The organism is Pseudoalteromonas sp. TB51 (assembly GCF_000498055.1).
Lineage (GTDB): Bacteria > Pseudomonadota > Gammaproteobacteria > Enterobacterales > Alteromonadaceae > Pseudoalteromonas > Pseudoalteromonas atlantica.
The window spans coordinates 17869-39083 of record NZ_AUTO01000310.1 but is presented as its reverse complement, the minus strand read 5'-3'; the positions used below and the strand labels follow the sequence as shown (position 1 = coordinate 39083).

Sequence of the window (21215 nt, the reverse complement as noted above, 5' to 3'; positions counted from 1 at the left end):
ATGCAAGCGGTATGGGAGTATGGGATACCCAAGTTATTAAATATGGTTACAGCGACTTCACTAATCAAGATGAAAGTGCTGAGCTTGCAACAATATTAAAAGAGAACAAAACGAAGGGCCTTGATTTTATATCTGATAGCGACGCACGCGCAAAGGGCGGGGCACACCCTACAGCGCACTTATGGGATAACGGTACTAACCCAGCGCAAGAGTTACTTAGAGTGCTTGATGTACGTAAAAAAGCGCTTTCGCAATTTGGTATTAACAACATTAAAACGGGCGATGCACTCTCGCAGTTAGAAGAAAAACTCGTGCCGCTTTATTTATTTCATCGCTATCAAGTAGAGGCTGCAGTTAAGTTAATTGCGGGGGTTAACTACGAATACGAAACACGTAACGACTCACCTGCTAAGGGCGCACAAGTGGTTGCAAAAGCGCAGCAGCAAGCGGCGCTTAGTGCTATTTTAACAACATTAAAACCGGCTAATTTAATTTTGCCTGAGTCGGTGTTAGCGCTTATTCCGCCAAAAGCGTATGGCGAGTCTAAATCGCGTGAAAGCATAACAGGGCGTACGGGTGTAACACTTGATGCGATGGCCTTGCCAGAAGTAGCTGTGCAGCATAGTTTATCGTTATTATTAAACCCACAGCGTTTAAATCGTTTAGCTCAACAACAAGTACGTAATTATAATTTTTACAGCTTAGATGAGTTGCTAGAGCAGCTTTACAGCCAGGTGTTTAATGTGTCATCACCTAATACAATGAAAGGCAAAATCACCCAGCGGGTGCAATTTTTAACTGCAAAAAATATGGCTGATTTAGTCACTAGTGACAAGGTAAGCCCAGAGGTGCAGGCGCAGCTACGTTACTACTTGGTAAAACTAAGTAAAGAGTACAATCAAAACTCAATGTTAAGTAATACCAGTGTAGGAGAAAGCGCGTTTAAACAGTATTTAGCAGAGCAAATAAAACAGTTTTTAAAAGTAGGTAAGTGGCCTGAAAACTTCAGTGGTTTACCAATGCCACCGGGCTCACCAATTTAATTATATGTTTTAGTGTGTAGTGGCTACTTAACCTGAGCTCAGGTTGCTAAATAAGTAGCCACGTTGCGGTGCCTAAAAAGGCAAAAATACCGACAATATCAGTTACTGTTGTAAGTACAACACTACCGGCAAGTGCAGGGTCTATATTCATTTTTTTCAATAAAATAGGAATACATGCGCCAGCAACACCAGCCACTACAAGGTTCATAAACATTGCAAATGCGAGCACGCCGCCAAGCATAAAATCCCATTGCCAAAGCGCAATTACACTGGCTATAAGTATTGACCAAATAACCCCGTTTAATGCGCCTATCGCCAGCTCTTTAGCCATTAAAAATCGTTGGTTAGTTTGGTTAATATGGCCCACGGCAATACCGCGAATAACCAGAGTTAAAGATTGGCTACCTGCTACACCACCCATTGAGGGCACAATGCCATTGAGTACAGCTAAAATAGGTAATATATCTAAGGTGCTTTCAAAAAAGCTGGCCACAAAGGCGGCAGCTAAGGCTGTGAGTAAGTTAACGCCAAGCCATACTGAGCGTTTTTTTGAGCTTTTTAAAACAGGTGCAAAGGTATCTTCTTCATCATCAAGACCGGCAAGGCTTAATAAGCTGTGCTCTGCATCTTCACGAATAACATCAACAATATCATCAATAGTGACACGTCCAAGCAAGTGGGCGTTATCATCGACTACAGGGGCCGATATCCAGTTGTGGCGCTCAAATAGCTGAGCAACTTCACTTTCATCCATCGAAATAGGGATAGACTCACAGTCTTCATCCATTAAATCTTGAACAATTTTTTCAGGCGGATTAGTTAACAGTGTACTAAGTGATAATGCACCTAAAAAACAGTTATGTTTATCAACAACGTATAAATCATCGGTGCCCTCTGGCAGCTCACCGCGTAGCCTAATATAACGCAGCACAACATCAAGTGTAACGTCTGGGCGAATGGTCACCGTATCGGTGTTCATTAGCGCGCCTGCAGAGCGCTCTTGGTAAGATAAGGCCTGTGTAGCGCGTTCGCGGTCTTGCGTATCCATAGCGCTAACCACATCTTTGTACACGGTATCAGGTAGGCTACGTAGGACTTCACCTAAATCATCGTGGCCCATATCCTCAGTGGCCGCGGCAATATGCTCAGGTTCCATTTGTGCAATGATACCTAAACGTACATCTTCAGAGAGCTCTTCTAGCACATCCCCTTGCACATCTGGGTCAACCAGTTGCCAAAGCATGCGTCTAATTTTATGCGGAGAGGATTCAAGCAGCAGTGCTGTATCACAAGGTGCTGTTTTTGCTAGCATGCGTCTTACTTGAACAAATTGCCCACTATTAAGTGATTTAGTCACTTGTTTTAGTTGCTGTAGTGGATAGTCTTGTTCAAACGCTTCTGGCATTGGCATCCTAAATATTTTTGTGTAATGGAAAGGTGTTTAGTAAGTGGAGTTGCCCACTGTTATTTTCTTTATTTTTTGTGCTAAACCCAATGCTGGGACTAAATTAGTGTTTAAAATTAAGTAACCAAATTTAGCAGGGGCATGGCTTTATTATCCTAAATTAAAGCACTAAATTAGGCGAGTCGGAATACCCTAATTTACTAAATCTTTATAGTTCAGCCTGATAAGTCTTTAACTTATAAGGCTATGGTGCTTTAAATTATTCTTGTTCGTTAAATCGTTGTGCAATTAATTGCCCAACCGCATGCAAAGCTTGCTCTGAATCAGGGCCTTCACAGACTACTTTAACTTCTTTACCTTTACTGCTTTCAAGTAGCATTAAAGCTAATACGCTGTCGCCTGCGGCTTCTTTATCATCTTGGTGTAAGGTGATTTTAGCATCAAACTGCACAGCTAATTGCGCAAGGACCGTTGCCGCTCTGGCGTGTAAGCCTAATTTATTTTTTATTAAAAATGTGTCTTCACAGCGCATAAATTACTATACCTAAACTGAACAGGTTATTATTTTAAGGTTACTTTTCTTGCTCACGATGACGAATTTTGACATTCGGATGCGTCATAGCAAAGCTCTCACCAATGGCTTGCGCTAAATAAACCGAGCGGTGTTGACCACCAGTACAGCCTATTGCAATAGTGAGGTAACTACGGTTATTACGCTCTAAGTGTGGCAACCAAGTTTGTACAAAGGTTTGAATTTGCCAAGTGAATTTTTGCACTATGCTGTGATTTGCCAAAAAATCTTTTACTGGTTGATCAAGGCCCGTAAGCGGTTTAAGTTCAGGCTCCCAGTGGGGGTTTGGCAAAAAGCGAGCATCAAAAACATAATCAGCTTCTTTAGGTATGCCGTGTTTAAAGCCAAACGATTCAAACGTTACAATAAGTTGCTTATCTTTTTTACCCAGTATTTTTTCACGAATTGACTCTGCTAATTGGTGCACACTTAAATCGGTGGTATCAAGCATAAAGTCAGCGCGTGTTACGAGTACATCAAGCAGTTCTTTTTCTTTTTTTATTGCTAAATCAAGCGGCAGTGAATCGATGGATAAAGGATGTAATCTGCGTGTTTCTGAAAAACGTTTGATCAGTGTTTGATCATCACTATCTAAATAAAACAGTGTGGGTTTGGCAAAGTCAGGAAGGTACTCGAGAATATCGTTAAATTCGTCTTGTTCTTTGGGAATATTACGAACATCTATGCTAACGGCTATTTTGTCATAGTTATCTGAAACACTTCGCACTAAAGAGGGCAGTAGGTTGACCGGAATATTATCTACGCAATAATAGCCTAAATCTTCAACCACGCGTAAAGCAACCGATTTACCTGAACCAGAACGGCCGCTTATGATAATTAACTCCATTTATAGCCCTTAGTATTTACTACGATTGATCAACAATTACTTGATACAGCTCTGCATCGGTTTTAGCACTACGCAGCTGTTTACAAAATTCTTTGTTGCTCAGTTTATCAGCTATGGTTGCCAGAGTCTTTAGGTGCTGTTGGTTATCGCCATCTGGTACGATGAGTGCAACAAAAATATCAACAGGGCAGTTATCAATAGCGTCAAAGTTAACAGGCGTGTCGCTAACAAGTACTAAAGCCAGCGGCTCTTCTACGCCACCCATTCTGCTATGAGGAATGGCGATACCCCGGCCAATACCAGTACTGCCTAGCTTTTCTCTGCTTGCCAGCGCATTAAGAATATCTTGTTGTGGTAAGTAGGGGAGCTTTTCATGAGCAAGCTCACTGATAAACTCTAAAATTCTTTTTTTACTACTAAAAAGGACCGCAGCTTTGCTGCAGTCCTGGCATACTAATGTACTTAATTTCATAATATTAGTGTCTAGCAAGCTTCTCTTTATGTTTTATGACTTGACGATCGAGCTTGTCAATCAACGAGTCTATAGCGGCATACATATCTTGGTGCTCTGTTGAGGCAAATAAATCTGCGCCACTTACATGAATAGTCGCTTCTGCTTTTTGGTTGAGTTTTTCTACATCGAGAATGACATGCACATTGCTAATATGATCTGAGTGCCTTTCTAGCTTTGCAAATTTATTATTTACATAGTCTCTAAGTGAATCAGTTACTTCTACGTGACGACCAGTTAGGTTTAGTTGCATAAGCATTTCCTCTTTGTTTTTTACGTCTTATATCAAACTCTTTCTCTGATTTGACGGTGGAATAGCTAGCGATTCACGGTATTTTGCTATTGTGCGTCTAGCTACTTTAATTCCTTGCTCTGCCAATATATCCGCAATTTTACTATCACTCAATGGTTTAGCTGAGTTTTCCGCGGCAATTAGCTTTTTAATTAGGGCACGTATTGCGGTTGATGAACACTCGCCGCCGTTTTCAGTGCTTACGTGGCTTGAGAAAAAATACTTAAGCTCAAAAATACCACGTGGCGTATGCATATATTTTTGCGTGGTAACACGCGAAATTGTCGATTCATGCATTTCTACCATTTCAGCAACATCGTTTAAAACCATTGGCTTCATGGCTTCTGGGCCATGTTCAAAAAATGCCTGTTGCTGTTTTACAATACAGTTTGTTACCTTAAGCAGCGTGTCGTTTCTGCTTTCAAGGCTTTTTATAAACCATTTAGCTTCTTGTAAGTGAGAGCGAATAAATTGGCTATCACCACTTGATTTTACGGTACGTGACATAGCCGCGTACTGACTATTTACGCGTATTTTTGGCATGCTATCTGGGTTTAGCTCTACCACCCAGCGGCCTTTTATTTTTTTAACCGACACATCCGGTATTACATACTCCGACTCTTCCCTTACTATTGTATCTGCAGGTTTTGGGTTGAGGGTATGTATTAGGGTCATGACCTCTTTAAGCTCGTCTTCTTTAAGCTTAGTCTTTTTCATTAATGTACGATAGTCGCGTGCCGCTAATAGATCAATGTGATCGGTTAAGATCATTTTAGTTTGTTCTATAAAAGGGGTGTCTTTATCAAACTGGTTTAGCTGAATGCACAAGCACTCTTGTAAACTGCGCGCGGCTATACCTACAGGGTCAAATAACTGAATACGCTTTAAAACGGCTTCTATTTCATCAAGTTCAACTTCAACTTCGTCATCGTTTTCTTGGTTAAAGCTTTCTAAAATTTCTTCGCAACTTAGCGTTAAAATACCCGAGTCATCTACAGCTTCTACAATGGCAATAGCAATGGCTTCATCAGTGGGGCTAAAAGGAGTAAGCTGAAGCTGCCACATTAAATACTCATGTAGCGTTTCAGTAGAGGCACCTTGATAAATAGACTCATCTTCTGGCATTGGGCCTGAGGATGCCGCAGGGGCTGCGCTCATGTACTCATCCCAAGTTACATCCATTGCCATATCATCGCTAACGGTGTCTTTATTTAAAGCTTCGCCACTGTCTTGCTCGTACTCGCTGGTTGTATCGTCAGCCGATGCGCTTACGGTTACATCATCCGTATCTGCTTTTTGTTCATTTTTTCCAGCCGACTCTTCCGTGTAATCTTGCTCTTCTACTTCTAATAGCGGGTTGCTATCAAGTGCTTCTTGTATTTCTTGCTGGAGATCCAATGTACTGAGCTGCAGCAAGCGAATCGCTTGTTGCAATTGTGGAGTCATTGTAAGTTGCTGGCCCATGCGCAGCTGTAATGATTGCCTCATGTATCTCTAACAATCCTTTTATGTTGTTATAATTAATATTAGCAGATGCTTGTAGGTGTGGCTTAAATGTTACAGCCTAAATTGCTCGCCTAAATAAACATCGCGTACAGTTTTGTCATTTAATACGTGTTCTGGGGTGCCAGATGCAATTAGCTCCCCATGAGAAACAATGTAGGCTTTTTCACAAACATCAAGGGTTTCTCTTACATTGTGATCGGTAATTAATACGCCAATGCCACGGTTTTTAAGATGTTCTATTATTTTCTTTATATCTAACACTGAAATCGGATCAACACCAGCAAAAGGCTCATCCAATAAAATAAATTTAGGGTTTGCTGCCAGTGCTCTGGCAATTTCTACACGGCGGCGTTCACCACCAGAAAGCGCCATACCTTGGCTATCGCGAATATGCTGAATACTAAATTCATCAAGTAAGTTGTTAAGCGTTTCTTCTCGCGCGGCTTTATTGAGCTCTTTACGCGTTTCTAAAATAGCCATTAAGTTTTGATAAACTGTCAGCTTTCTAAATATTGATGACTCTTGCGGCAAATAGCCAATGCCTAAGCGGGCGCGGCTGTGCATAGGTAATAACGTAATGTCGTTATCATCAATAGAAATTTTACCTTTGTCGCTAGGTACTAACCCTACAATCATGTAAAAGGTGGTGGTTTTACCTGCGCCATTAGGGCCCAATAAGCCAACAATGCTGCCGGCTTCTACCTCAAGGCCTACATTTTTTACAACTTGGCGGCCCTTATAGCTTTTTGCTAATAGTTCTGCTTTTAAGGTGCTCATGGTTGACCTTCGTTACCTGTTTTTTCTTTAATTTTTGCTTCAACAGGCACTAAAATTGTGTGGACACGATCCGTGGAGTTTTCGTCTTTTTCTGCGCTAATAAGCTGCTGCTGCATATCGTAGGTAATACTTTTAGCATTAATTTTTTGACCGGCTTGCGCGACTTCAGCATCGCCTACAAGTGTTAAAAATCGCTTTGCTACGTCGTAACGTACTTCGTTTGCACTGGCGCTCATTACGGTACCATCGTCTTGTTTTTCTTCGAAGTAGGCTGGGCTGCCAGTGGCAATAAGGAGTTGTTTGTTATCCCCTAAGTCTTCACGTTTATGTACTTCGAGTCGGTCGGCTGTAATTTTTCGATTACCATGTACAATTTCGACGTTCTTTTCAAAAATACCTACGTTTTCTTTAAGTTGGCCTTCTTGACGGTCTGCACTAATAGAAATTTGATTTGCTGGCGGTTGAGCAGCAGGCTCAGCAGCAGAGGCGCTAAATGCAAGCATTAGCGATGGGATAATAAGTATTTTAGTGAGTTTATTGGTCATAATATATTGTTCGCGTATGGTTAATTAGTTTTATTACTTCGGTTTTTAAATCGGCTTCAAGGCCTTTCCCGACAATTTTTAAATTAGGCCCAGTGACAACCACTGGCTGCTCAGAGCGCATTGTTAGCGCTTTAATGTCGACTTCGATGTTATCGGCATTGATGTTATCTATCATGGCGTTATCAACTAAATTTTTAGCAACCACATTGCCTTCTAAAATAAGTTGTTTATCTTCGTACAGCGTTGCTTCGTCTGCATTTATTCGCCATGTTTGTTTTTCGTTATACAAGGTGAAAATAGGTTTTTCAAAAAATGTAAAACCAAGCTGTTGGTATAGCTCCATTTTAGCCGCTGTGACTTTATGGCTTATTTTGCCTTGCTCGTCATAGGCTGTTTGCTTAAGCTCTATAGCGGTGTAATCGGGCTTTGCAATTACTTCAGGTTCTTGCTCTGGCGCTACATTTGTTTGGGTAAAATAAGGGTACCAAAGCCAAACCATACAGCCGATGAATAACGCACTGAGTATAACGCGTGCTGCATTCATGAACTGGTGCCTTGTGTTGTAAGCGCTATGCCATTCTCTAGCATAAGTAAATCTGTGAGCTCTCTAACGGCGCCAAAGCCGCCAGGCATTTGCGTAGTGTAATGCGATAAGCGCTTAATAAGCGGGTGAGCATCGTTTACTGCAACGGCAAAGCCAACGCGCTCCATTACTGGCATGTCAGGACCATCGTCGCCAATATAGGCTATTTGTTCATCAGTTAACTTTAAAGTGTTTTTGAGTTCTTGATAAGCAATAAGTTTTTCTTCTTGGCCTTGATAAATGTGTTGCACAGTTAAGCTGCTCATGCGAGTTTGTACTATTTCTGAGTGACGCCCCGTAATAACCGCAACTTCAAAACCGCTATTGATCAGCGCTTTAATGCCAAAACCATCTTTTGTATTAAATGCTTTTAATTCTTCGCCTTGGTTACCGAGGTAAATTCGGCCATCAGAAAATACACCATCAATATCGCATATGAGTAGTTTTACTTTTTTGGCGCGTGCTTTGGCATCATCGCTTAGCGGTTGATAGAGATCTTCAAATTGCATTTATAATACTCCTGCTTTTAAGAGGTCTTGCATATTTAAGGCGCCTATTGGCTGGTTTTTATCATTGACCACAATTAAACCATTAATACGTTTATTTTCCATTATGTTTAGGGCCTCAGCTGCAAGTATATCGGCCGTGGCAGTTGTGCATAATTTGGTCATAACCTGGCTAATAGCGGTGCTATGTATATCAACTCTTTGCTCTAAAATACGGCGTAAGTCACCGTCGGTAAAAAGGCCGGCAAGCTGTTGATTGTTATCTACAATAGCGGTCATGCCCAGCCCTTTGGCTGACATTTCTATTAACGCGTCTTTAATTGTTTGCGTTACACCTATAATAGGGGTGTTTGCGCCGCTGTGCATTACATCTTTTAAAGTGAGTAACAATCGCTTACCTAAACTGCCGCCAGGGTGAGAGAGTGCAAAGTCATCGGCGGNCCGCCATTGCATCACCCATCGCTAAAGTGGCAGTGGTGCTTGCAGTAGGCGCTAAACCTAATAAACACGCTTCTTGTTCTACTTTTATGCATACGTGCACATCGGCAAGTGTAGCCATAGTAGAGAGCGGGTTACCCGTCATAGATATTATTTTTGCACCAAGGCGTTTAAGCACCGGAATAATATTAAGTACTTCGCTGGTTTCGCCCGAGTTTGATATAAGCATAACCACGTCATTTTTGGTTATCATGCCTAAATCACCATGGCTTGCTTCGCCTGGGTGAACAAAAAAAGCAGGGCTGCCTGTACTTGCAAGGGTAGCAGCAATTTTATTACCAATATGGCCTGATTTACCCATGCCAATAACAATAATGCGGCCTTGGCAATCGAACATGAGCTGACACGCACTATGAAAGTTTTCGTCAACGTATTGTGTAATATCAGCAAGCGCTTGGCGTTCAATGTTTAATACGCGTAAACCTTGCTCTATAAAATTTAGTTGTGCCATTGTTACCCTACTTGACTAAAAATATAACCTTGGTACGCCAAAAATGCGATGAGTAATAGGCCACCTTCTACTCTATTGATACGCTGAGAACCTCTAAAGTTCAATGACATAATAATAAGCGCAAGCGTAGCACCTAACATAATAAGTATGTCGCGGTTTGCAAGTGACGGGTCAACCACTGATGGGTTAATAATACCTGCAAGCGGTAATACCGCTAAAATATTAAATATATTTGAGCCCACAATATTACCTAGGGCTAAATCATCTTCGTTTTTAAGTACACCCGCTACAGAAGCTGCAAGTTCAGGCAAGCTTGTGCCAATGGCGATAATGGTTAAGCCAATAACTAAGTCGCTTAAACCAAAGTATTTAGCAATATCGACTGCTGAACCAACTAAAAAGTGTGAGCTAACAGGCAATAAAACCATGCCGACAATTAGCCATAAAACGGCTTTCTTAGTTGGTACATCGTTAGGAACCTCATCGCAGGCTTCTGAGACAAAAGGGTCATCTTGATTTTTTGCGCGCAAAGAAACCACAATCAAGCCACCAATAAACACAGCAAATGCAACTAGCAATGCCACCCCTTCGGTGAGCGAGAAGTAGTTGTCTGAAAATACATACCACGTAGCCAAGGATACCAGCATAACAAGCGGCATTTCGCGTTTTAAAGTGCTTGATGACACACTCAAAGGGCGTAGTAGCGCAGTAATACCTAATACAAGTAAGATGTTTGTTATATTTGAACCTACCGCGTTACCGACCGCTGTGTCGGTTTTATTTGCCAAAGCAGCCGAGGCCGATACCATCATTTCAGGGGCCGAAGAACCCATAGCAACAACCGTTAAGCCAACAATTAAAGTAGGGACTCCAAAGTTTTTAGCAAGCGCTGCCGCACCGTATACAAATCGGTCGGCGCTCCACACAAGTGCAGCAAAACCAAGAATTAAAATAACAAACGAGGTAACCATTATGTTAAGCCAGATGTTCAAAATACAGATGGCGCGAATAGTAACAAAAGCCAACATGAAAGTATAAGCAAAAGAGCAGGGTCTACTATTGCAGTGCGTGAATTTTATGCGCTTAAGCAAAGGTTAAGGCAATTTACTTCAGCCTTAGAGCGCTTTTTGTAGGCGTATTACAAAATCTTACGAATTGTTTTTTCCATCTTGGCTAAAAAACCCTTAAAATAGGAGCACGAGTGAACATTGTTACGGAGAGCGACTTGTCGCAATCAATAGTAGAAGTCAAGGATGTTAGCTTTTCGCGAGGCGATAGAACCATATATAAAAATATGAGTTTTAGTGTTCCTAAAGGTAAGATAACAGCGATTATGGGGCCAAGCGGAATTGGCAAAACCACAATGCTACGCTTAATTGGTGGGCAGCTTAAGCCTGACGCCGGCGATATTTTATTCGAAGGTGGCAGTATTCCTAGTATGTCGCGCAAAGAGTTATATGCGGCACGAACCAAAATGAGCATGCTGTTTCAAAGCGGTGCGTTATTTACTGATATGTCGGTATTTGACAACATTGCATTTCCTCTGCGAGAGCACACCAAGTTAAGTGAAGCGTTAATTAAACTAGTCGTATTAATGAAACTGCAAGCGGTGGGTTTACGCGGTGCTAAAGATTTAATGCCTTCTGAGCTTTCTGGCGGTATGGCCAGACGAGCAGCACTTGCACGTGCTATTGCACTGGACCCAGAACTTATTATGTATGATGAGCCTTTTGCCGGCCAAGACCCAATATCTATGGGCGTATTGGTAAAGCTTATTAAGTCGTTAAATGAAGTGCTAGGTTTATCATCCCTTATTGTAACCCACGATGTGACGGAGGTAATGAGTATTGCCGATCACGTTATTATTATTGCCGATCAAGGCGTAATAGGGGCTGGGACTCCGGATGAAATGCGTAATCATGAATCTCCATTAGTACAGCAGTTTTTAAAAGGGTTATCGGATGGGCCTGTGCCATTTCATTATCCTGCACAAACGTATGCTGATGAGCTGTTAGGAGAAAACGCTTAATGTTGGATTTATTTCAAAAGCTAGGTCATAAAACGCTGGGGCGTTTTGCTGCATTAGGGCGCTCTGCCAACATGCTTTTTAATGCATTGTGGAATGTACCTAACTTTAAAAAAGGCACACCGCTGTTAGTGCGCCAACTTTATATGGTTGGTTCGCAATCATTATTAATTATTATGGTGTCGGGTTTGTTTATTGGTATGGTGCTTGCGCTGCAAGGTTACACTGTATTGGTTGGCTATGGCGCCGAAGACAGCCTAGGCCCATTAGTTGCGCTTAGTTTATTACGCGAACTAGGCCCTGTGGTTACAGCGCTATTATTCGCTGGTCGCGCTGGAAGTGCGCTAACGGCAGAAATAGGCTTAATGAAAGCCACTGAGCAACTCTCTTCACTAGAAATGATGGCCATTGATCCTCTCAAGCGCATTATTGCACCGCGTTTTTGGGCAGGTTTTATTAGTATGCCATTGCTTGCACTTATTTTTTCTGCGGTTGCTATTATCGGTGCTCATTTAGTTGGGGTTGATTGGTTAGGCGTAGATACCGGCAGCTTTTGGTCGATAATGCAATCGCAAGTATCGTTTCAAGAAGATGTATTAAACGGCATGATAAAAAGTTTTGTATTTGCCATGGTAGTGACCTGGATTGCGCTTTATAAGGGCTACGACTGTATCCCAACATCAGAAGGGATCAGTAAAGCAACAACAGAAACAGTCGTTCACTCATCACTGGCAGTATTAGGGTTTGACTTTATTTTGACAGCGGTAATGTTTACCAGCTAATAGGGTATAGATAATGAATTCACGGAAATTAGAGATTTTAGTTGGCTTTTTTGTCGCATTAGGCATTTTAGCGTTTGCAATGTTAGCACTTAAAGTGGCTAATTCGGGTATTAGCGGGTCGGGCGAAACCTACACGCTAAATGCAAAGTTTGAAAATATCGGCTCACTTAAAGCGCGTGCACCGGTAAAAGTAGGCGGTGTAGTGATTGGCCGTGTTGAATCTATTTATGTACACCCGCAGGAGTTTTTGCCTGTGGTAAATATGACGATAGATGCACAGTATTTATGTCGTTTTTCAGACACTAGCTCAATCTCAATTTTAACATCGGGTATTTTAGGGGAGCAGTACTTAGGTATTCACCCTGTTATTTCTCCTAATGCAGCAGAGCAGCGCTGTTTAGGTGAGACAGTGACCGAAAACGCACAAGATCAAGCAATCGATGAGTTATTTGGCGTAGAGAGCAAAGCGTTAGGTGATGGTGATTCAATCACAGATACTAAGTCTGCACTTGTTTTAGAAGAGTTAATAGGGCAGTTTTTATTCAACCAAGGTAGTGAGTAATTATTATGTTGAAACAGTTTTTAGCCGTTATTGCACTTGGTGCAACCCTAGCTGTGCAAAGTGTTAGCGCAGCCGAAGTTAAACTGACAGATCCTAACAAAATGGTGCGTCAGGTAGCAGAGCATACATTTGAGCGCATTAAAAAAGATCAACTGCTTATCACTAAAGATAAAGAGCACCTTCGTGTTATTGTAGAAGAAGAGCTGATGCCTTACATAGACTACAAATATGCAGCACTTCGTGTGTTGGGTAGTGAAGTGTCTAAAGTGCGTGCAATTACCGATGAAGCCGAAAAAGCCGAAGCAATTAAAGACATCCAAGAATTTATTGGCGCGTTTAGAGGCTATTTAGTTGCTACTTACGCGGGGGTATTTACTCAATACACTGACCAACATGTAGAATTTGGCGCAGAGCAACCATTTAAAGGCAAAGATGTAGTTGTAGTAAAAACTAAAATTACAGAAGATGGCAAGCCTGACATAAAAATTGATTTTAAAGTGCGTGAAGATCGCAGCGGCGAGTGGCGCGCATACGATATGATTGCAGAAGGAATTAGCTTACTCGATGCAAAACAAAGTGAGCTACAAGGTATTTTACGCCAGCAAGGTATTGCACACGTAAGCAAATTACTAGAGCAAAAGAGCCAGTTACCTGTGCAATTTAGAGGCAACAACAGCAATGACTAAATTGGCAATTAGCCAAGTAGATGAGCAGCACTATAGGGTAAGTGGTGAACTTACCCGCAGCTCAATTGGCAATGAACAGCTTCTGAACGCCAAGTCATTAAGTAAGCATAAAACCATCTATTTTGACCTTTGTGAGGTAATGAGGGTTGACACAGCGGGCTTAGCTTGGTTAATTCACTCTTTTGCTGAATTTAAGCAACAGGGCACACGCCTTGAATTGCAAAATCCACCTGAGCAATTGCAAAATTTAATGCAGTTGGGTCAGGTAACAACTTTATTTGAGTGAGAGTTATGGAAACTAGCCAAGTCGAAACATTATTACGCGACGAACTTCAATTATCTGAAGTAAAAGTAAAAGCCAATGGTAGCCATTATGAAGTAATTGCAGTAGGTGAGTGCTTTGACGGTTTAAGCCGCGTTAAAAAGCAACAGCTAGTTTATGGCCCATTAATGAATACTATTTCAGACGGTACAATTCACGCTGTATCAATTCGTGCATTTACGCCAACTGAGTGGAAGCGTGAACAAAAATTTATTTTACCTCAATAGTTAAGGCCTCTTAATGGATCAGTTTGTAATTCAAGGTGGCACTTCACTTGAAGGTGAAGTAACTATTTCTGGCGCTAAAAATGCCGCATTACCAATTTTGTTTGCCGCACTGCTTGCCGATGGTAAAAGTACATTTACGAATGTTCCTCGCCTTCGCGATATTGTGACCACTGAGGCGCTTTTAAGCACCTTAGGCGCAACTGTAAATTGGCAAGGCGATACACTGTATATTGATGGCGCGACCGTTAATAAAACGCTTGCTCCTTATGATTTAGTTAAGCAAATGCGCGCCTCTGTTTTGGCGCTTGGGCCTTTAGTGGCGCGTTTTGGTGAGGCGCAGGTATCGCTACCTGGTGGCTGTGCTATAGGTGCACGTCCGGTTGATATACATATTCAAGGTTTAGAGCGCATGGGCGCACAAATAAACGTTGAAAACGGTTATATCAATGCAAAGGTAGAAGGTCGCCTTAAAGGCGCTGAAATTTTCATGGAAATGGTCAGTGTTGGTGCAACCGAAAACTTACTAATGGCCGCAGCACTTGCCGATGGTAAAACGGTGCTTGAAAACGCAGCACGCGAGCCCGAAATTATTGACCTGGCCAATTGCCTAATTGCTATGGGTGCAAAAATTACAGGTGCAGGTACAAGCCGTATAGAAATTGATGGCGTAGAGCGTTTAGGCGGCTGTGAACACAGCATTTTACCTGACCGCATTGAAACGGGCACTTTTTTAGTTGCAGCAGCGATGGCTGCAGGCGAAGTACTTTGTAAAAAAACAGATTTTCATTCACTTGAGCCTGTTATTGAAAAATTACGTGCCGCAAATGCATTAGTTGAAGTAAACGATGACAGCATTTATTTAGATATGCGTAATCGTGAGCTCAAAGCCGTTAATATTAAAACCATGCCACACCCTGGTTTTCCAACCGACATGCAAGCGCAGTTCACCGCGTTAAATGTAGTGGCTAATGGTAGTGCAACAATTACCGAAACCATTTTTGAAAACCGCTTTATGCACGTACCAGAGTTACAACGCATGGGCGCTAATATTCGTTTAGAAGGGCACACCGCTATTTGTGGTGAAACGCAAAGTTTAAGTGGCGCACAAGTAATGGCAACCGATTTACGCGCTTCTGCAAGCTTAATTTTGACCGGTATTGTGGCGCAAGGTGAAACGGTAGTCGATCGTATTTACCACGTAGACCGAGGCTATCAACGCATTGAAGATAAACTCAGTGGCTTAGGTGCCAATATTAAGCGCAGAAGTAGCTAATACCCATTCGTAATAATATTTATTCGCTTTGAGGTGAGAGCATGCTCGCTTAATTAAGCGCGCTGAGTTAAACACAGTTTACTTTAGACATAAAAAAAGGTCGGGTACGCGTATTGCTATCCGACCTTTTTATTGCCATTTTGGTTAGAGTTTAGTTTCGAGCTCTGCAACTCTAACCATTATTTTTTCTACTTTACCGTTTCGGTACAGCTCAAATTCTATTTCTTTACCGGGCTGTGTATTGCCTATTTTTTCGAGTACTTTTTGCGGGTTGGCGACACTTAACCCTGCAATTTTAATAACGATGTCTTGCTCTTCAATGCCAGCTTGCCATGCAGGGCCTAATGGGTCTAAATTGGTGATGCGCATACCAGCAACCTCAGTAAGGCTGTCGTTTACCTCTTTGCCCGTGCTATCTACAGCGGTGCCTTCAAAGCCTAAATAGCCACGTACTACACGGCCATGGCGTATTAGCTTTGCCATTACTTCTTTAGCGAGCGAATAAGGAACAGCGAAAAAGATTCCTTGGATATTTAGGTTTTCACGGGTTTTAAATTGCGCAGACGTGATCCCCACTAAATCCCCATTTGAATTAACCAAAGCACCGCCAGAGTTACCTACATTTATAGCAGCATCCATTTGCAGTAAGTTGTTATAAGGGCTATCGGTAATTTTTTGTTTACCGGTGGCACTAATTATACCCTGGGTGATGGTTTGCCCTAAATTGAGTGGGTTACCAATGGCCAGCACTACATCACCTACACTGGTGGTGTAATTATCGTTTACGGGGATCACCGGCAGGTGGTCGGCGTTAATTTTCAATAAGGCTAAATCGGTAATGGTGTCAAAGCCAATTAACTGCACATCAAAAAAGCGTCGGCCATCGGTTAATATAACCAAGATTTGATCTGCATTATTTATAACGTGGTAGTTAGTTAATATGTAGCCGTCTTGCGCCATAATTACGCCAGAGCCAAGCTCTTGAACGGTGTTTTGTTGCTTATATCGAGGCTCTTTAGAAATGCTTTCTGAAAAAATAGTTACTACCGACGGTGCAGCACGTTTAACCGCGTCAGCAAAACTAAGGTGATTCGAGCTCATAGCACTGGGCAAGGGAACATTAGGGAGTAAAGAGGCGCGCATATTAGGGCTGAAAAAAACCACTAAAAAAGCGATACCTAAACCGACAAACAAAGGGGGAAGTACAAATTTTAGTAATTTCAGCACGAGATTCTTATTGTTAGTGAGCAATTCTTTATGATGGCACAAAAAAAATAACAGCGGCAAGTGCTGCTGTTATTTTTATTGCTTATTTATAACGTGTTACTTATTGGATAAGTACAAAGATAGACTCTCTGCCACGTTTAACGCCAAGTACAATATTACCTTGGGTATCTTCGATAATTTTGTTCATTTGACGAATATTTTCTACACGTTGGCGGTTAACTTGAACAATCACATCACCTTCTTCAAGACCAACACGTGCAGAAGGAGAGCGCGGATCTACTGTGGCGACTTCAATACCTTTAGTGCCATTTTTTTGCACGTTTTCAAGCGTTGCACCTTGGAATGCAGGATGCAGTTCATCGCCTGCGGCGGTTACACCCGATGCACCATCAAGCGTTACTTTAATGGTTTTTACTTTGCCATCGCGGTAAATACCTAATTTAACTTCGCGTCCTTCACCTAACGTTGCTATTTTACTGCGCAGCTCGTGGAAGCCACTAATATCGCTGCCATTAATACTAATAATAACATCGCCAGCTTTAATACCTGCTTTGCTTGCTGCGGTATCATCCATTACTTGCATAACGTAAGCACCTTGTTTAACGTCAAGTTGCTGTGCTTTTGCAAGGCCTGCATCAAGTGGGCGGCCAGAAATACCCAGTGAGCCACGGCGTACTTCGCCATGTTCAATAATTTGGTCGACTAAGTTTTTCATCATATTTGATGGAATGGCAAAGCCAATACCAACATTTCCACCCGAGGCACCTAAAATAGCAGTATTAATACCAATGAGTTCACCATTTAGGTTAACTAAAGCGCCTCCTGAGTTACCTTGGTTAATAGCCGCATCGGTTTGAATAAAGTCTTCGTAGCCTTCAATATTTAAACCACTACGCCCTAACGCACTTACAATGCCCGAGGTTACTGTATGGCTTAAACCAAATGGATTACCAATTGCTACTGCAAAGTCGCCAACACGCAATTTATCTGAATTTGCCAGTTTAACTTCGGTTAAGTCATCTGCATCTATTTGTAATAGCGCAATATCAGACTCTTTATCGGTACCAATTTTGGTGGCTTCAAATTCACGGCCGTCTTCTAGCGTTACCACCATTTTTTCGGCATCTTGAATTACGTGGTTATTTGTTACTACATAGCCTTCGTCGGCATCAATAATAACCCCTGAGCCTAAACCACTAAATTGGCGCTTTTGACTACGTGGCTGAGGGTTACCAAAAAAGTATTCAAGCGGGTCTGCACGGCGGCGCACTTCTTTTGAGCCAGAAACCTGAATGCTCACAACGCCAGGGGTAATTTGCTCAAGCATAGGCGCAAGTGTGGGTAATTGTTGGCCGTTAACTGCAATAGGCAGTTTTGCATAAGAGGCCATTGGGCTTAGTAATAAGCTTGTAGATAAGATTGCAGCACTAATAAGTGATAATTTCATTTTCATAGTCAGGGTGTACTCCACATCACAGGAAAAGCAAAAAGGCTGCATAAGCAGCCTTTTCGAATTTAAATATAAAGCTGTTACATTTAAAGACTATGGGGTCAAAAAAAAGTTCCTCAAGATAGCACTAACATTTTAGCGTGCTCAGTGTGTTAAGAGGCTTTTGCAGGTTTTGTATCGCCATTTTGCCCTGCAAATAAACCAGATTCACCTGAGACGTAATCGGCAGGTTGTGCTTGTGCAGATGAACGGTCAACCTCGCGCTCTTTTAAAGACGCTTGTAATTGCTCTGTTGTTTCTTTAGAGAAAAACGGCTCGCTAGGCGCTTTGTTTTTATCATCAAGTAAGAGTTGATTGGTTTCTTCAACATGGCTGAGTAGTTGGTCGTAGTTTTCTTTCATTTTATTCACAAGCTTACCTGTGCTTGCTAAATGATCGGCCACATCTTGGCGATACTGCTCAAGCGCGTTTTGTGCTTGCTCGGCTTGTTCTTTTAATTCATCTTGCTTAAATTGCTTTTTAGTAACGAATGCACCAACAAAAAATGCCACTACAGCAGTAATAATAATTAAACCTACCCACGTAACTGTGCCCATAACTTCACCCCTTTGGGAAAAAATATCTAATAATGCCTGATTCAAATATAAATCATCCTGTGGGTAATATACCCCGAGTTAAGATGCGTGTTAATATGTTGTGCAAATTAAACTGTGTTTAAAATGTAATTAGATATGACTCCTTGGCAAACTTACCAGCAAGATCTTAAGCGCGATGACTTTGTACATGACCAAGCACAAGAAAATGCAGTGCGCCATTTACAACGTTTATACGATGACCTCACAAATAAAAAACCACAGCAACAAGGCTTTTTTGCAAAGTTGTTTAATAAAAGCGAACCTGAGCCAATTAAAGGGCTTTATTTTTGGGGTGGTGTAGGGCGTGGTAAAACTTATTTAGTAGATACCTTTTACGAAGCGCTGCCAGGTGAGCGTAAAATGCGTGTGCATTTTCATCGCTTTATGCACCGAGTTCACGATGAACTAAAAAAGCTAAATAATAAAAGCAATCCACTGGAAATTGTTGCTGACATATTTAAAGCCGAAACCGATATCATCTGCTTTGATGAATTCTTTGTTCAAGATATTACAGATGCCATGTTACTCGGCGGCTTAATGCAGGCATTATTTGCACGCAATATAGTATTAGTCGCCACCTCTAATATAGTGCCTGATGATTTATATAAAAACGGCTTACAGCGTGCGCGTTTTGTTCCGGCCATTGAGCTGGTAAAAGCGAACACAGAAATAGTAAATGTAGACTCTGGTATTGATTATCGCTTGCGTACACTTGAGCAAGCCGAAATATTTCACAGCCCGTTAGATNGGCGGGGGAGCTTGATCAACCCATAGAAATAGAAGGGCGCTTAATCAACACACGCAAAGTGGCCAAGTGTGTAGTGATGTTTGAATTTAGCGAATTGTGCGAAACCGCACGTAGCCAAGTCGACTACATGGAAATTAGCCGCTTATACAACACTGTTATTATTTCTAATGTTAAACAGCTTGGACAAAATAATGATGATGCAGCTAGGCGCTTTATCGCTTTAGTGGATGAGTTTTACGAGCGACATGTAACATTAATTATTTCGGCTGAAAAACCGATCACGCAACTTTATACCCAAGGTAATCTTAACTTTGAATTTAAGCGCTGCATTAGCCGCCTGCAAGAAATGCAGTCTTTAGAGTATTTAGCAAAAGAGCATTTAGCATAGCGCTAATACGACTGTATCGACTCTTTAAAGTGGCCTTATTGTTGTTTTTATATAAATGCATAAGTTTTTGTAATTTTCTTGTGGAAAAAACAACCGCTCGGTAGCAATGTGTTTTAAGTGCTGGTATACTCCCGCGTCTGCCACGTTGCGTTCTATGTCCTCATATAGTTTAGCCACTTGTGAGCGGCGCTAAAGTCTAAAACTCGAAGGGGTTATAGCATACTTAGAGCGGTAGTTAATAATAACTGCCTGTGGTTTTAATTGAAAAACATTGGATTTTTATAAATGAAAACGTTTGTTGCTAAACCAGAAACAGTAAAACGTGACTGGTACGTAGTTGACGCTGAAGGTAAAACTTTAGGTCGCATCGCTACTGAAATCGCTCATCGCCTACGCGGTAAGCACAAAGCTGAATACACTCCACACGTAGATACTGGTGATTACATCATCGTTATCAACGCTGAGAAAGTTACTGTAACTGGTAACAAATTCAAAGATAAAGTGTACTACGCTCATACTGGTTTCCCAGGTGGTCTTAAGTCTACTACTTTTGATAAACTTCAAGCTGCAAAGCCTGAAATGATCATCGAAAAAGCTGTTAAAGGCATGTTGCCACGTGGTCCTTTAGGCCGCGCTATGTACCGTAAACTTAAAGTTTACGCAGGTACTGAGCACAACCATGCTGCACAACAGCCTCAGGTTCTAGACATTTAAGGAGCACTATCATGGCAAATCAATACTACGGTACAGGTCGTCGTAAAAGTTCAAGTGCTCGCGTATTCTTACGCCCAGGCACTGGTAACATCGTAATCAACAAGCGCTCTTTAGAAGAGTACTTTGGTCGCGAAACAGCACGCATGGTTGTTCGTCAAGCTCTTGAGCTTGTTGACATGACTGAAAAATTTGACCTTCACATCACCGTTGCCGGTGGTGGTACAACTGGTCAAGCTGGTGCTATCCGTCACGGTATCACTCGTGCACTTATGGAGTTTGACGAGTCATTACGTCCACAACTTCGTAAAGCAGGTTTTGTTACACGTGATGCACGTAAAGTTGAACGTAAGAAAGTGGGTCTTAAGAAAGCGCGTAAGCGTCCACAGTTCTCAAAACGTTAATTTTTACGTTATCAAGAATTCAAAAACCCAGCTTATGCTGGGTTTTTTGTTTTTGGCATTAAAATTTAAGTACTTACCTACCTCAAGCCCGCTTTTTTAAGGCTAGGCGCTGATCATATTTTATAAATACTGCGTATTTAATGTACGAAAGCTTTAAAATACCCATTTCGCTGCAAAAAAGTTAAATAATTATCGCAATTAGTGTAAATCCATCAGTTAATTGGTGGAATTTTTTGCTA

At 41.7% G+C, this 21215-nt stretch carries 24 protein-coding genes and 3 pseudogenes; 12 read left to right on the top strand and 15 right to left on the bottom strand.

Annotation, left to right across the window (positions count from 1 at the left end; translation table 11 throughout):
• Positions 1-1043, top strand: a 1043-nt coding sequence (locus L650_RS0119150) for a zinc-dependent metalloprotease (protein WP_029774078.1), incomplete at its 5' end; no start/stop codon positions are given.
• Between the two features lie 46 nt (positions 1044-1089).
• Here the strand turns inward: L650_RS0119150 and mgtE are convergent.
• The 12 genes and pseudogenes from mgtE to L650_RS0119090 form a co-directional block, all read right to left on the bottom strand.
• Positions 1090-2448 (bottom strand): magnesium transporter, encoded by a 1359-nt coding sequence (mgtE, locus tag L650_RS0119145; RefSeq protein ID WP_004589080.1) that lies wholly within the window; start codon positions 2446-2448, stop codon positions 1090-1092.
• A gap of 259 nt (positions 2449-2707) precedes the next feature.
• Entirely contained in the window at positions 2708-2980 is a 273-nt protein-coding gene (locus tag L650_RS0119140; RefSeq protein ID WP_004589081.1) for an HPr family phosphocarrier protein, read from the bottom strand.
• Positions 2981-3020: 40 nt separating this feature from the next.
• Positions 3021-3866 (bottom strand): RNase adapter RapZ, encoded by an 846-nt coding sequence (rapZ, locus tag L650_RS0119135; protein WP_004589082.1) that lies wholly within the window; start codon positions 3864-3866, stop codon positions 3021-3023.
• 19 nt (positions 3867-3885) lie between these two features.
• Complete coding sequence (locus L650_RS0119130; protein WP_029774077.1) at positions 3886-4338, bottom strand: PTS sugar transporter subunit IIA; 453 nt, start codon at positions 4336-4338, stop codon at positions 3886-3888.
• A 4-nt stretch (positions 4339-4342) separates the two neighbouring features.
• Positions 4343-4630, bottom strand: coding sequence for a ribosome hibernation promoting factor (gene hpf / locus L650_RS0119125; protein WP_004589084.1), 288 nt, complete (start codon positions 4628-4630; stop codon positions 4343-4345).
• 27 nt (positions 4631-4657) lie between these two features.
• Positions 4658-6157, bottom strand: coding sequence for an RNA polymerase factor sigma-54 (locus L650_RS0119120; RefSeq protein WP_004589085.1), 1500 nt, complete (start codon positions 6155-6157; stop codon positions 4658-4660).
• Positions 6158-6226: 69 nt separating this feature from the next.
• The gene (gene lptB / locus L650_RS0119115; protein WP_004589086.1) at positions 6227-6952 is read right to left on the bottom strand and encodes an LPS export ABC transporter ATP-binding protein; all 726 of its coding nucleotides are present in this window, start codon (positions 6950-6952) and stop codon (positions 6227-6229) included.
• Entirely contained in the window at positions 6949-7497 is a 549-nt protein-coding gene (gene lptA / locus L650_RS0119110; RefSeq protein ID WP_004589087.1) for a lipopolysaccharide transport periplasmic protein LptA, read from the bottom strand. The genes lptB and lptA overlap by 4 nt, the downstream gene beginning before the upstream one ends.
• Positions 7487-8041, bottom strand: a complete 555-nt coding sequence (gene lptC / locus L650_RS0119105) for an LPS export ABC transporter periplasmic protein LptC (RefSeq protein WP_004589088.1) — start codon at positions 8039-8041, stop codon at positions 7487-7489. The genes lptA and lptC overlap by 11 nt, the downstream gene beginning before the upstream one ends.
• The gene (kdsC, locus tag L650_RS0119100; protein WP_029774076.1) at positions 8038-8589 is read right to left on the bottom strand and encodes a 3-deoxy-manno-octulosonate-8-phosphatase KdsC; all 552 of its coding nucleotides are present in this window, start codon (positions 8587-8589) and stop codon (positions 8038-8040) included. The genes lptC and kdsC overlap by 4 nt, the downstream gene beginning before the upstream one ends.
• Positions 8590-9535: pseudogene (locus L650_RS0119095) on the bottom strand (KpsF/GutQ family sugar-phosphate isomerase).
• A 2-nt stretch (positions 9536-9537) separates the two neighbouring features.
• Complete coding sequence (locus L650_RS0119090; protein ID WP_004589091.1) at positions 9538-10506, bottom strand: calcium/sodium antiporter; 969 nt, start codon at positions 10504-10506, stop codon at positions 9538-9540.
• Positions 10507-10760: 254 nt separating this feature from the next.
• Between L650_RS0119090 and L650_RS0119085 the strand changes: the two genes are divergently transcribed.
• From L650_RS0119085 to murA, 7 genes are read left to right on the top strand one after another with little or no spacing between them, the layout of a single operon-like run.
• A complete protein-coding gene (locus L650_RS0119085; protein WP_004589092.1) occupies positions 10761-11564 on the top strand; it encodes an ATP-binding cassette domain-containing protein in 804 nt (267 codons plus the stop codon).
• Positions 11564-12343, top strand: a complete 780-nt coding sequence (gene mlaE / locus L650_RS0119080; protein ID WP_024033330.1) for a lipid asymmetry maintenance ABC transporter permease subunit MlaE — start codon at positions 11564-11566, stop codon at positions 12341-12343. Before L650_RS0119085 ends, mlaE begins: the two co-directional genes overlap by 1 nt.
• Positions 12344-12356: 13 nt before the next feature.
• The gene (gene mlaD / locus L650_RS0119075) at positions 12357-12905 is read left to right on the top strand and encodes an outer membrane lipid asymmetry maintenance protein MlaD (RefSeq protein WP_004589094.1); all 549 of its coding nucleotides are present in this window, start codon (positions 12357-12359) and stop codon (positions 12903-12905) included.
• Between the two features lie 5 nt (positions 12906-12910).
• Complete coding sequence (locus L650_RS0119070) at positions 12911-13591, top strand: phospholipid-binding protein MlaC (RefSeq protein ID WP_029774075.1); 681 nt, start codon at positions 12911-12913, stop codon at positions 13589-13591.
• Positions 13584-13877, top strand: coding sequence for a lipid asymmetry maintenance protein MlaB (locus tag L650_RS0119065; protein ID WP_024033329.1), 294 nt, complete (start codon positions 13584-13586; stop codon positions 13875-13877). The genes L650_RS0119070 and L650_RS0119065 overlap by 8 nt, the downstream gene beginning before the upstream one ends.
• Positions 13878-13882: 5 nt before the next feature.
• Positions 13883-14140, top strand: a complete 258-nt coding sequence (locus L650_RS0119060; RefSeq protein WP_004589097.1) for a BolA family protein — start codon at positions 13883-13885, stop codon at positions 14138-14140.
• 13 nt (positions 14141-14153) lie between these two features.
• Positions 14154-15413 (top strand): UDP-N-acetylglucosamine 1-carboxyvinyltransferase, encoded by a 1260-nt coding sequence (gene murA, locus L650_RS0119055; protein ID WP_029774074.1) that lies wholly within the window; start codon positions 14154-14156, stop codon positions 15411-15413.
• A 144-nt stretch (positions 15414-15557) separates the two neighbouring features.
• Here the strand turns inward: murA and L650_RS0119050 are convergent, their stop codons facing one another.
• The 3 genes from L650_RS0119050 to L650_RS0119040 all read right to left on the bottom strand — a co-directional run bounded on the left by L650_RS0119050 (position 15558) and on the right by L650_RS0119040 (position 18653).
• Positions 15558-16640 carry a trypsin-like peptidase domain-containing protein gene (locus L650_RS0119050; protein WP_024033328.1) on the bottom strand — a complete coding sequence of 361 codons (1083 nt, stop codon included), beginning with the start codon at positions 16638-16640 and terminating at the stop codon, positions 15558-15560.
• Between the two features lie 100 nt (positions 16641-16740).
• Positions 16741-18093 (bottom strand): Do family serine endopeptidase, encoded by a 1353-nt coding sequence (locus L650_RS0119045; protein WP_004589100.1) that lies wholly within the window; start codon positions 18091-18093, stop codon positions 16741-16743.
• Between the two features lie 149 nt (positions 18094-18242).
• Complete coding sequence (locus tag L650_RS0119040) at positions 18243-18653, bottom strand: YhcB family protein (protein WP_223230608.1); 411 nt, start codon at positions 18651-18653, stop codon at positions 18243-18245.
• Between L650_RS0119040 and L650_RS24865 the strand changes: the two are divergent.
• From L650_RS24865 to rpsI, 4 genes and pseudogenes are all read left to right on the top strand, one after another.
• A pseudogene (locus L650_RS24865) lies at positions 18598-18726 on the top strand (hypothetical protein); the annotation flags it as partial. The gene L650_RS0119040 and the pseudogene L650_RS24865 sit on opposite strands and share 56 nt — an antisense overlap.
• Before the next feature lie 95 nt (positions 18727-18821).
• A pseudogene (zapE, locus tag L650_RS0119035) lies at positions 18822-19861 on the top strand (cell division protein ZapE).
• A gap of 285 nt (positions 19862-20146) precedes the next feature.
• Positions 20147-20575 carry a 50S ribosomal protein L13 gene (gene rplM, locus L650_RS0119030; protein ID WP_004589103.1) on the top strand — a complete coding sequence of 143 codons (429 nt, stop codon included), beginning with the start codon at positions 20147-20149 and terminating at the stop codon, positions 20573-20575.
• An 8-nt stretch (positions 20576-20583) separates the two neighbouring features.
• Positions 20584-20976, top strand: a complete 393-nt coding sequence (gene rpsI, locus L650_RS0119025) for a 30S ribosomal protein S9 (protein ID WP_024600778.1) — start codon at positions 20584-20586, stop codon at positions 20974-20976.
• Positions 20977-21215 lie beyond the last annotated feature (239 nt).